General features: G+C 68.4%; 9 protein-coding genes. 7 read left to right on the plus strand and 2 right to left on the minus strand.

Annotation, left to right across the window (positions count from 1 at the left end; all coding sequences use genetic code 11):
• Positions 1-56: 56 nt before the first annotated feature.
• The 6 genes from EV643_RS00305 to EV643_RS00330 all read left to right on the plus strand — a co-directional run bounded on the left by EV643_RS00305 (position 57) and on the right by EV643_RS00330 (position 6786).
• Positions 57-2279, plus strand: a complete 2223-nt coding sequence (locus EV643_RS00305) for a glycoside hydrolase domain-containing protein (protein WP_238165248.1) — start codon at positions 57-59, stop codon at positions 2277-2279.
• On the plus strand, positions 2276-3586 hold the full coding sequence (locus EV643_RS00310; protein WP_133797894.1) for a glycosyltransferase: 1311 nt from the start codon (positions 2276-2278) through the stop codon (positions 3584-3586). Before EV643_RS00305 ends, EV643_RS00310 begins: the two co-directional genes overlap by 4 nt.
• Positions 3587-3978: 392 nt before the next feature.
• Positions 3979-4425: a MarR family winged helix-turn-helix transcriptional regulator gene (locus EV643_RS00315; protein WP_166665275.1), complete on the plus strand. Its 447-nt coding sequence runs from the start codon at positions 3979-3981 to the stop codon at positions 4423-4425.
• The gene (locus tag EV643_RS00320) at positions 4422-5639 is read left to right on the plus strand and encodes an MFS transporter (protein ID WP_238165249.1); all 1218 of its coding nucleotides are present in this window, start codon (positions 4422-4424) and stop codon (positions 5637-5639) included. Before EV643_RS00315 ends, EV643_RS00320 begins: the two co-directional genes overlap by 4 nt.
• Positions 5640-5726: 87 nt before the next feature.
• The gene (locus EV643_RS00325; RefSeq protein ID WP_133797896.1) at positions 5727-6278 is read left to right on the plus strand and encodes a TetR/AcrR family transcriptional regulator; all 552 of its coding nucleotides are present in this window, start codon (positions 5727-5729) and stop codon (positions 6276-6278) included.
• Positions 6279-6288: 10 nt separating this feature from the next.
• Positions 6289-6786: a DUF2867 domain-containing protein gene (locus EV643_RS00330; protein ID WP_133797897.1), complete on the plus strand. Its 498-nt coding sequence runs from the start codon at positions 6289-6291 to the stop codon at positions 6784-6786.
• A 3-nt stretch (positions 6787-6789) separates the two neighbouring features.
• On the opposite strand, the gene EV643_RS00335 is transcribed toward EV643_RS00330, so the two are convergent.
• Both EV643_RS00335 and EV643_RS00340 read right to left on the minus strand, forming a co-directional pair.
• Complete coding sequence (locus EV643_RS00335) at positions 6790-8682, minus strand: ABC transporter permease (RefSeq protein WP_238165250.1); 1893 nt, start codon at positions 8680-8682, stop codon at positions 6790-6792.
• Between the two features lie 69 nt (positions 8683-8751).
• The gene (locus EV643_RS00340) at positions 8752-9351 is read right to left on the minus strand and encodes a TetR/AcrR family transcriptional regulator (protein ID WP_238165251.1); all 600 of its coding nucleotides are present in this window, start codon (positions 9349-9351) and stop codon (positions 8752-8754) included.
• Between the two features lie 121 nt (positions 9352-9472).
• On the opposite strand from EV643_RS00340, the gene EV643_RS00345 reads away from it, so the two are divergent.
• A complete protein-coding gene (locus tag EV643_RS00345) occupies positions 9473-11962 on the plus strand; it encodes a bifunctional FO biosynthesis protein CofGH (protein ID WP_133798553.1) in 2490 nt (829 codons plus the stop codon).
• The last annotated feature ends 327 nt before the right edge of the window (positions 11963-12289 follow it).

The raw sequence follows: 12289 nt of genomic DNA on the forward strand, positions 1-12289 counted from the left end.
AACATGCGCTTCTTACCTTGAGAGTCCACATCAGCCGCGCGAGGCGGTGAGGCCCGATGATGTACGAGCACGTTGACCCGTTCATCGGGACCGGCGCCACCGACCTGCCCACGCCCAAGGGCCTGGCAGGGACATGGTGGTGGCCCAAGCCGCAGGTCGGCAACACCCACCCGGGCGCCATGCACCCCTTCGGGATGGTGTCGGCCTGCCCGTACTCCGGGGCCTACCCGACCGGTTACGGGCTGTACGACTTCAACACCGAGGGCGTGCCCGACCTGTTGTACGACCGCCCGGTCGCCTCCGGCTTCACCCACTTCCAGCAGTCCGGCACCGGCGCGATCCGCAAGTACTACAACTACTTCCGGGTCACGCCGATGCTCGGCCCGCTCGATGACCTGGGCACCACGTGGGACCTGCTGGAGGAGGTGGCCGAGCCCGGCTACTACGCGGCGACGCTGAGCTCGGGGGTGCGTTGCGAGGTGACGGTCGGCCCCAAGTCGGCCGTCCACCGGTACACCTTCCCGGCGCATGACGCCGCCCGGATCGTCATCGACGCCTCGACCGGCGGCCTGGCAATCCCGCACAGCCAGACTGTGCCGCTGAAGGCGCACCTGGCGATGCTGGAGCCGGGGGTGGCTCAGGGGGAGATCCACGTCGAGGGGGTGCCGCTGGCCGTGCACCTGGAGGTCGACGCCCCCGGGTGGCGGCAGCTGCTGTGGTACGACCGGCGCCTGATGCCCGGCGGCACCCGCCTCGACTTCGACTACATCCGACCAACCACACTGCGGCCGTTCGGGCTGATCTTCATGGGCCCCTCGCGCGCCGAGCAGACCGTCGAGGTGCGGCTGGGGTTCTCCCTGCGCGGGTGTGAGACGGCCCGCGACAACCTGCACACGGACGTCGGCCGCACCCAGGCCACATTCGCCGGGCGGCGCGACCACACGGCAGCCACCTGGCGCGACCACCTCGGCAAGGTTGCGATCAAGGCCGAGTCCGATGACCAGGCAACGGTTTTCGGCACCGCGCTCTACCACTCGCTGGTCAAGCCGTGCTTCGCCCCGGACGAGAGCCCGTCGTGGACGACCGAGGGCCCGTACGCGTTCGACATCTGCACCATGTGGGACATCTACCGCACCCAGCTACCGCTGATGACCACGCTGTTCCCGCAGCGTTCGGTCGCGCTGGCCAACTCGATGCTGTCGGTCTGCGAGCAGGAGGGCAACCTGCCGATCGGCTACCGGATGGCCAAGGGCGCCGACCGGTTCTCCCGGCAGGGCAGCGCGCTCGCGCACACCTTCCTGGCCGACCTGTGCCAACTGGATCTGCCTGGTATCGACTGGGACTGGGCCATGGTGCACCTGGAGATGGACCTGCGCCGGACGTACGGCGAGGACTACCTGGTGCACGGTGTGGCGCACCCGATCAGCCACACCCTCGACCTGGCGTACGCCTACCACTGCACCGCGGCGATCGCCCGCAAGGTGCGCGACCGGCCGCTGGCCCAGCAGATGTGCGACCTCGCCCATGGCTGGCGGGCGGCGTACGACCCGGGCACCGGCCTGCTGCGCGACTCGACGTTCTATGAGGGCGGCCGGTGGAACTACTCCTTCCGGCTGCTGCACGACATGCGCGCCCGGATCGCGCTCGCCGGCGGCGATGAGGCGTTCGTGGGGCTGCTCGACCGGTTCTTCGGGTACGACGCCGCACCGGTCACCCAGCCGGGGGTGGCGCCGAGCGTGGCCGAGATGGACGCCGGGTACGGCCTGTGCCGGTTCGAGGGATTGAACAACGAACCGGACTACGAGGCGCCGTGGTCCTACCACTACGCGGGACGGCCGGACCGAACTGCAGAGGTGGTGCATGCCGCCGTCGCCAACCAGTTCGGCACCGGCCGGGGCGGGTTGCCAGGTAACGACGACTCCGGCGGGCTGTCTGCGTGGTACGTGTGGGCGACGCTCGGGCTGTTCCCGGTGGCTGGGCAGAACCTGTTCCTGGTGAGCGCGCCGGCCGTGGCGGAGTCCACGACCCGGCTGCCGGAGGGCGACCTGTCGATCACCACCACAGGATTCGAGCCGGTCGAGGCAGGCGGACCGGTCTCCTACGTCCAATCCATCGCGGTGAACGGCAAGACACTCGAACGCCCCTGGATCTCCGGCCGGGAACTGCGGCACATCCGCAACCTGCACATCGAGCTCGGCCCTCAGCCCTCCGGCTGGGGCACTCAGATCAGGCCACCATCCACATCCGACCCGCTGCACGCCACTGGAGGTGACGCATGAGCGTCGCCGACGACACGCTCGTCCCGTCCGCACCCAACCGCCGCCTGGTCATTGTTGTCCGCGCCGACCCGGTGATCTGCGGGCACTCCGGTGAGGCACGGTGCCTCGCGGAGGTGGCGCTCACCCGCGGGTTCGACGACGTGCGGATCGTGACCTGGCCGCTGGATGCGCTGGAGGCGGCCGGGCTGCCGTTGAAACCACTCGACCGCGTGCTGCCGTACAGCCCTGGCATCACCGTGGAGCGGCCCGATCCCGTTGGCGACTACCGGGTTCCGGATGGGCGCTACCTGTCCGGGCTCATCGGGCGGCTGGTCGAACTGTTCAGCGACGGGGTGCCGACGGTGGCGATGTCCTTGTACCTGAGCCCGCACGCGATCGCCGTGCAGGAGGCCGTCCAGGTGGCGCGCCGGATCGGGCCCGCACGGGTCATTACGGTGGCTGAGGCGGTGGGCTCCGACATCACCAACGTGGTGCGCGAGTGCGTGGACACCGGCCGGTTCGGGGCGGCCGCGCACATCCTGTCGGTCTACCTGGCGGCCGACCACTGCGTGGCGGTGTCGGAGTACACCAGGGACCTGATCGTGGCCTCGGCGGCGACCCTCGACGGCATGCACGGCACGACATTCGCACAGCGGTGCCGTGAGCGGATCGCCATCTCCTACCCGGCGGTCGACTCCTGGTCCTACCTGTCGCTCACCGATGACAGGATCGCCGAAACTCTTGCCCGACGCGGCCTTTCGCGGGACGGGTACGTGCTGTTCCTGTCAAGGATCGCCTCGGCGAAGGGGGTCGATGACCTGATCGACGCCTACGCAGGGTCGCGGTCAGCCGAGCGGGTGCAACTGGTCCTGGCCGGGCGCGGGCCGCAGGAAGATGAGGTGGTGGCGCGGGTGGCGACAGCGGGCCTGGGCGAGCGGGTGCAGGTGCTGACCGACGTGGACGACGCGGAGAAGCCGGCGCTGATGGCCGGGAGCGCGGCGTTCGTGCTGCCGACACGCGAGCAGCCGGAGTTCGTTGAGACGTTCGGGATCGCGCTGGTCGAGAAGGCTCTTGCCGGCGGCGGGCCGATCATCACCTGCGCAACCGGCGGCGTACCCGAGGCGGTCGGTGATACGGCCCTGCTGGTGCCGCAGCGTGACCCGGCCACGCTGCGGACCGTGCTTGATGAGGTCGTGTGCGACTGGACCTACGAGCAGCGGGCGGCAGCCGAGCGGCGCGCACGGGCGTACGCGTTGCAGTTCGACCGGGTTCCGGTGTTCGACCGCCTCTTCGCGCTCGCCGAGCCTCCCGCCGTCCACGTCGCCTGAGCTCGATCTGCTGGTCGCGAGGGCCGCTCCCTGGAGCGATCTTTCGTAGAGCGAGGTGTTCTCACCGGCGCCCTCGTCGCCAATCCTTCCCAGAGCGCAGCGCCAATGGCATCGCCGGCTGCTCGGCAACCGACACCACGGGCCTCGCACGCGCTGACCTGACGTCGCAGCCTGTCACTCTCACTGACGTCACCCATGTCTGCAACCGTCCAGTAGAAGCCTGTTAGACCGCGGATCACCCTCCAGCGCGCTCAAGTCGGACCTGAGCTGCCCCAGAACACATCTCAGATTGACGGGACGAAATCTGAGATCTAGTGAATCTCGACATCAATCACGACAGATAGCACTGCCATGCCTGGAGATGCATAGTAATGCTATGTATATTGCAGCGTGTGATCGCGGATGAGTTGTCGGAGCTTGGGGTCGGCGTACTGGTGGCGGCCGCTCGGTTGACCAGGTTGGGGAGCCGGGATGTGACTGCGTTGCCGCCTGCGGCGATGCGGTTGCTGGGGCGGCTGGATGAACTGGGGCCGACCCGGATCAGTGAGCTGGCCAAGGCGGATCGGTCCTCGCAGCCGACCATGTCGACGCTGGTCCAGCGCCAGGAGGAGAGCGGCTTGGTCCGGCGCGAGCCCGATCCGGCCGACTCGCGGGCCAGTCTGATCAGCCTCACCGACGCCGGCCTCGCCGTGCTCGACCGCGGCCGGCGGGAAGCCGGTGCGGTGATCGCCAGCCGGTTGAGTCAACTGCCGGCCAACGACATCGCGACCCTCGAAGCCGCCGTCATAGTCATGCACAAAATCCTCACCCTCGAACCGATGGAGGCAAACGCCCGGTGAGCACCCGCAACTCGTTCCTGAACCAACCCAAGTCCGTCTGGGCCGTCGCCTTCGCGTGCGTGATCGCGTTCATGGGCATCGGCCTGGTGGACCCGATCCTGAAACCGATCGCGGAGCAGTTGCACGCCAGCCCCTCGCAGGTGTCGTTGCTGTTCACCAGCTATATGGCCGTCATCGGGGTCGCGATGCTGATCACCGGCGCGGTCTCCAGCCGGATCGGCGCCAAGCGCACCCTGTTGATCGGTCTCGCGATCATCGTCGTGTTCAGCGCCCTGGCCGGCCTGTCGAACTCGATCGGCGCGATCGTCGCCTTCCGGGCCGGCTGGGGTCTCGGCAACGCGCTCTTCATCGCGACCGCGCTGGCCACCATCGTGAACTCCGCGTCCGGTTCGGTCGCCCAGGCGATCATCCTGTACGAGGCGGCGCTCGGCGTCGGGATCGCGGCCGGCCCACTCGTCGGCGGTGAACTCGGCACGATCTCCTGGCGCGGCCCGTTCTTCGGCGTCGCCGTACTGATGACGATCGCGTTAGCAGCGACCGCGTTCCTGCTGCCCGCTTCGCCGCCGGCCCCGCGTCGTACGTCGATCCTCGAACCGTTGAAGGCGTTGCGGCACCGGTCTCTGGCGACCGTGGCGGTCACGGCGTTGCTGTACAACTTCGGGTTCTTCACGTTGCTGGCGTTCACACCGTTCCCGTTGGCGATGTCGGCGCGGCAGATCGGGCTGATCTTCTTCGGCTGGGGCATCGGACTGGCGCTCACGTCGGTGTTCCTCGCGCCTGTGCTGCAGCGGAAATTCGGGACGTTGCCGGTGGTGATGACGTCGCTGCTGCTGTTCGGCGCGGATCTCGCGGTGATGGGGGTCTACGCGCACCACAAGCCGGTGCTCGCGATCGGCGTTGTCGTGGCCGGCTTGTTCCTCGGCGTCAACAACACGCTGATCACCGAGGCGGTGATGGGTGCGGCTCCGGTCGAGCGCGGTACGGCGTCCGCGGCGTACAGCTTCGTCCGCTTCTCCGGCGGTGCGGTCGCTCCTTGGCTGGCCGGCAAGCTCGGCGAGGAGGTCAATGTCCAGCTCCCGTTCTACGTCGGCGCGTTCGCGGTCCTGCTCGCCGTCGGTGCGCTGGCGACCGGCTGGAAACCGCTGGCCCACCTCCGCATCCCAACCGCCCACTCCAAGACCGAAGCCGAAGCCCTCACCGCAGCCGACGCCTGACAGGCCAGAAGAGAGGCGGGCGACCTCCAAGTCGCCCGCCTTCTTGATCTCTGTCGACCATACCAAACGGTATGGTATGGTCGCGTCATGGCGACGAGGACGACCTGGCTGGATGCGGGTCTGGAGATGCTGGCGCGCGACGGCGCGCCAGGAGTGACGATCGAGCGGCTGACCGCCCAGCTGGGGCTCAGCAAGGGCTCGTACTACCACCACTTCAAGGGCGTGGGCGACTTCCGGACCGCCCTGCTCGAGTACTTCGAAACGCAGTTCACGACTCGGCTGATCGACGCCGTCGAGAAGGAACCGGACGCCCCGGCGAAGGTGAAGCTGCGGAAACTGCTGAAGCTGGTGCTCTCCGACGAGGATCACGCCGAGCTCGAGATCGCCGTACGGGCCTGGGCCTTGCAGGACACCGAAGCGCGGGCTGCTCAGGAACGGGTCGATCAGGCCCGGACCGGCTACCTGCGTGCGCTCTGCCAGGGGATCGACGGCGTCGACGACCCGGATCGGTTGGCCCAGTTGCTCTATCTGCTGCTGATCGGCGCCGAACAAGTCCTGCCCCCGCTGTCCAAGCGGGAGTTGCGGGACCTCTACGAGATGACGTTGCGACTGGCCACTGGCGAGTCGACCTTCGACTGAGGGAGCCCCCATGACAACACGTACGGATCTGCCCGAACTGGAAGACCTGCTGCCGACCTCCGATGTCGTCGACGTGAAGGCCGCGCGCGGTCCGGTGTCGCTGCGCCAGTTCGTCGCCGGCTCGCTCGGCTACAGCCCGGTGTGGGTCAAGGCCCTGTTCGGCATCCGGATCGTGGTGGCCAAGGTGCTGCGCCTGGACATGGTCGGCGTACCACTCCACGATCGGCTCACGCCGGACACGGTCAGCTTCGCGCCGGGCGACCAGGTGTCGTTCTTCACCGTGATCCGCGGCGAGGAACACCACTACCTGGTGCTCGGGGTCGAGGACAACCACCTGACCGCGCAGCTGGCGATCATCGTCGCCGACGACGCCACGCCGGTGCGCGAGTACAAGGTGGTCACCCTCGTGCAGTACAAGCGGGGAGTCGGCAAGTTCTACTACAACCTGATCCGCCCGTTCCACCACCTCGTCGTCCGCTCGATGATCAACGCGGGCGTTCGGCGCTGACGACTACTCCCGTCCGCTGAGCAATGTGATCGGCGGACGGGAGGTTGCGGTCCATGCGGTGAGCGCGGCCGTCGACCCGACCACCACGAGCGCCGAGCCCAGGATCAACCCGAGCAGCTTCCACGGGACGGCGACCACCACCACGCCGTACGTCCTCGCTGTTCCCGACGCGATACCGGCAAGTGCAGCGGCCGCAACCACAGAGCCGAGGAAGACACCGACGACCACAACGGTCAACGACTCGATCGCCGCCACGCCAACCACCTGGAGCCGAGTCAGGCCGGCCATTCGGTCCAGGGCGAACTCCCGCCGACGATCGGCCGCCGCCATCACCACAGCGTTGACCACGGCAACGGCCGCATAGACCCCCGCCAACCCCATCAGCACCGCGAAGAGTCCCGTGTTGCCGCGCAACTGTGCCTCACCACGCGCCTCGGCCCATTCCTTCACCGTCTGTACGTCGCCGCCGAGCCGCGCGCCCACGACAGCCGGATCCACTCCCGGCGACAGTGCGACCAACGACTCGGTTCGCCCGACCGAGGGTGGGATGAGCGACCGTGGGACGAAGAAGTTCTCGCTCACGTCGGGCGTCTCCGGCATCAGCGCAACCACCTTCACCGCAAGGCGTTTCGCCCCGATCACCACGGTCACTGTCGAGCCCAGCTTGTACCCCTCGGCCGCCATCCCGGGACCGATCGCGATCGTTGCTCCTGACAACTGATCGAGCGATCCCTTGCGCGGCCGGAGTCGATGGGTTCGCTGGTACGCCGACGAGTCGATGCCGACGGCATCGGAGTACGTCGTCTGTTTCTTCTTGCCCTGCATGCGAATCACCGTCACCGGTACGGTCGTCTGCACCGAGACGGCCGCGATGTCGTTGCCGGGTGCCACCACTCCGCCGACGACGAGATCGGCCGCGATCAGTTGCCGCTGTTCCTCGCCGACCGCCTTCGCCTGCGAGCCGAACGTGCCCCACAACCCGACGAGGAGTGCCACCAGGACGATCAACGGAGCCGCCGTAGCAGCGGACCGGCGTACGGCGTACAGGACTCCGGCGCGAGCGAGTTCCGCCACCAGGCTGCCGCGCAGCACCAAACCCGGCAGCCGCCCGGCGAACGGAACCACCAGCGGACTGAGCTGACTCAGCGCGACCGAGCCGCTGATCATCACCACCAACGCGATCACCAGCCCGGCGACGAAGTCCCGCGCGGCCTGCGCCGCGATCACCATCAGCACGGTGAACCCGGCGGCCGAGATCCCCCAGAACCACCGCCAGCCGCTCATCACCGGCAACGTCTGCGGCAACTCCGACAACGCCTCGAGCGCACTGATCCGCGAGGCCCGCCACGCAGCGGCCAGTACGCCGGTCAGCGCCGTACACAACCCGACCGTCGCAGCCGCCCAGAGAGCGCCGTTCTCCCAAGGCGCGTGGAACCAAGGCGGCAACATGCCCACGTGGATCAGCAGTTTCGACTGCGCCCACGTCCCGAGCAACCCGATCGGCACCCCGGCCGCGATCCCCAGAACACCTAGCACGAGGGCTTCGCAGAACAGCATCAGCCGTACACCGCCCCGCTGCGCGCCGATCAACCGCAGCAGACCGATTTCCCGGCGCCGCTGAACGACCGCGGACCCGAACGTCGTGCTGACGATGAACACGGTGAGGAACACCGCCAGCATCACTGACATCCCAAGCAGCGTCGCCGCGCCCGCATACCCCTCCCGGATCCGAGCGCGTTCGATCGCCGGCACTCCGGTCGGCACCTGCGGCCGATCGGTCGCGGCCATCACCTGCAGCGCGGACTGCACCAACCCGACGCCCAACGCCACCGCGACCACAGCACCGGCGAACAAGTGCCACCGATCCCGCACCGCGCCCAGAGACATCTTCAGCATGCCTCTACCCAATCGAGTCACCCTCGCCCGCACCCTGGCCGGAACGCCCGATCTTGGGTAGTGCGTGCGCTACCTGAGGTGGGAGAGGAGGGCGGCGAAGTCGGCGTGGTTGAACGGGCGGGCGCCGACCAGAGACTGCAGCAACAGGCCGTCGAGCGCGGCGACGACAAGGCTCGCCTTCTGCGGATTGGTCGTGAAGGTGCGGGCGATCTCGGTCAACGGCTGCAACCAGGCGGCGGCCGCCTCGCGCAGTGCCGGTCTGCGGGCCGCGAGCAAATACAGCTCGTACTCCGCGAGCGTGCGACCACGTCGGTAGACGAGCAAGTGCTCCACCAAGCGCGCGAGTTCATCGGCCGGACGGGCACCGAGCTCGGTCACGCGTTCGTGCAGCTCGGCCGTGAGGTCCTCCGCAGCCCATCGGAGTGCGTCGACGAGCAGCTCGTCCAGCGTCGCGAAGTGGTACGTCGTGGACGCGACCGATACCGCCGCCTCGGCCGCAACCGCCCGATGGCTGACGCCCGCGATCCCCTCCCGCTCGATCACGGCCAGCGTCGCCTTGAGCAACTCAGTACGCCGCTGCTCGCCCCGCAATCGCCGTCCGTCGACCCGCCGTCGCTGGGCGTGCGGAATGGACCGATCACCCGTCCGCACTACGCCTCTGACCTGCACAAACGTAAAACTAGCAGGACAGACGTACTGATTGTTTTTCGGGTCCGTATTCGCGAGATCCACGGCATTCCAGCACCTAGGCTCGGATCCCGTGACCACGATCGAAGGCATCAGCACCGCGATGCGGCGGGCGCTCAAACGCGCGGACGACGGCAAGACCCTGGACCCGGCCGAGGCGGAGGTGCTGCTGGCCGCGACCGGTCCGGCACTCGAGGCGCTGATGGCGACGGCGGCCCGGATCCGTGACCAGGGGCTCGACGACGCCGGCCGCGCCGGGATCGTGACGTACTCGAAGAAGGTCTTCATCCCGCTCACCCGACTGTGCCGGGATCGCTGTCACTACTGCACGTTCGCGACCACCCCCGGCCGCGTGCACTCGCCATACCTGAGCCCGGACGAGGTGCTCGAGATCGCCCGGCAGGGCGCTGCCCTCGGTTGCAAGGAAGCGCTGTTCACGCTCGGCGATGCCCCGGAGGACCGCTGGGACGCGGCGAAGAAGTGGCTGGAGGAGGCTGGGTACGACAGCACGCTCGACTATGTGCGGGCGATGGCGATCCGCGTCCTGGAGGAGACCGGGCTGCTGCCGCACCTGAACCCGGGCGTCATGTCGTGGCAGGACATCCAGCGGCTGAAGCCGGTCGCGCCGAGCATGGGAATGATGCTGGAGACCACCTCGCGCAGGCTGTTCGAGGAGAAGGGCCAGCCGCATTACGGCTCTCCCGACAAGGACCCCGCGATCCGGTTGCGCGTGCTGGAAGATGCGGGCCGCTCCAACGTCCCGTTCACGACCGGTCTGCTGATCGGTATCGGCGAGAACCTCACGGAGCGGGCCGATTCGATCTTCGCGCTGCGCCGGATCGCCCGTCAGTACGGCGGGATCCAGGAGGTCATCATCCAGGGGTTCCGGGTGAAGCCGGACACCGCCATGCGCAACGACGCCGACGTACCGCTGGACGAGTGGCTGGCCGCGATCGCCGTCACCCGGATCGTGCTCGGCCCGCGGATGCGGGTCCAGGCGCCGCCGAACCTGGTCGACCTGGACGAGTGCCGCAAACTGCTCGACGCCGGCGTGGACGACTTCGGCGGCGTCTCCCCGCTCACCCCGGACCACGTGAACCCCGAGCGCCCTTGGCCGCAGATCGACGACCTCGCCAAGGTGACCGCGGATGCCGGATTCACCTTGCGGGAAAGGCTGACCGCGCACCCGGAGTACCTGCGTGAGCCGTGGCTGGACCCGCGGCTGATCTCGCACGTCGAGGCGCTCGTGGATCCGGAGACCGGCCTCGCGAACGAGGACGCGATGCCGAAGGGCCTTCCGTGGCAGGAGCCGGACGGCGGCTGGGACAGCGTGGGCAGGACCGACCTGCACACCGCGATCGACACCGAGGGACGGCGTACCGAGACCCGTTCGGACTTCGACGCTGCGTATGGCGACTGGGATGTGCTGCGTGAGGACGTCGCGGCCCGCCGGGCGCCGGAGCGGATCGACGGTGATGTGAAGGAGGCGCTCGCGGCCGCCGAACGCGACCCGGCCGGGTTGTCCGACGAGCACGCGTTGACCTTGATGACGGCGACGGGTCCGGCGCTCGACCAGCTCGCTCACCTCGCCGATGAGTTGCGCAAGGCAACGGTCGGCGACGACGTGACGTACGTGGTGAACCGGAACATCAACTTCACCAACGTCTGCTACACGGGCTGCCGGTTCTGCGCGTTCGCCCAGCGGCGTACCGACGCGGACGCCTACTCGCTGTCGATGGACGAGGTCGCCCAGCGGGCCGAGGAGGCCTGGGTGATCGGCGCGACCGAGGTGTGCATGCAGGGCGGCATCCACCCGGACCTGCCCGGTACGGCGTACGCGGATCTGGTCCGCGCCGTCAAGGACCGGGTACCGGAGATGCACGTGCACGCGTACTCGCCGATGGAGATCGTGAACGGATCGGTCCGCACCGGGCTGTCGATCGAGGAGTTCCTGATCTCGGTCAAGGAGGCCGGGCTGGACAGCATCCCCGGTACCGCGGCCGAGATCCTCGACGACGACGTCCGCTGGATCCTCACCAAGGGGAAGTTGCCGACGGCATCGTGGATCGAGGTGATCAGCACCGCGCACAAGGTCGGGCTGCCGTCGTCGTCGACGATGATGTACGGGCACGTGGACTCACCGCATCACTGGGTCCAGCACCTGCGCACGATCGCGGCCGTGCAGGATCGGACCGGCGGCTTCACCGAGTTCGTGCTGCTGCCGTTCATCCACACCAACTCGCCGATCTACCTGGCCGGCGTGGCCCGCCCGGGTCCGACGTACGACGAGAACCGGGCCGTGCACGCGATGGCGCGGATCATGTTGCACGGGCGGATCGACAACATCCAGTGCTCCTGGGTCAAGCTCGGCGTCGACGGTTGCGTCGCGGTCCTGAACGGCGGCGTCAACGACATCGGCGGCACCCTGATGGAGGAGACCATCAGCCGGATGGCCGGCTCCAAACACGGCTCCCGCAAGTCCATCGAAGAACTGACCGCCATGGCCACCGCCGCCAACCGCCCCGCCCGCCAACGCACGACGACGTACGGCGAAGTCCCCCAGCACCCACACACCACCCTCGAACTCGCCTGACCCCTCCGAGGCCGCTCAGTGGCGGGCTGGCTGACCGTCAACCTCGTCGATTTGGTGGTGGGGAACGGTGTGGTCGAGCTTCGACCAGGGGTGGGCGGGTGTGGGGGCCGTGAACAAGTTGTCGGGAGTTCGGACAGTTGGTGTAGGTGTTCACGGTCCCGCGATGTTGTTCAAGGTCCCGGCCCCGGGCTCGCGCCGGCCTCGCGATGGGGTCGGCCGCTGCGGTGAGGCGGTGGGTCCGGCCCGTGCGACGTCACTTTGGGCACCCGCCAGGCGTTGTCGCGGGGCGAACGTGACCGGCCGGATCCCCGAGGGCGCCCGCGGCGC

The sequence above is a fragment of the Kribbella caucasensis genome (assembly GCF_004361855.1).
GTDB classification, from domain to species: domain Bacteria; phylum Actinomycetota; class Actinomycetes; order Propionibacteriales; family Kribbellaceae; genus Kribbella; species Kribbella caucasensis.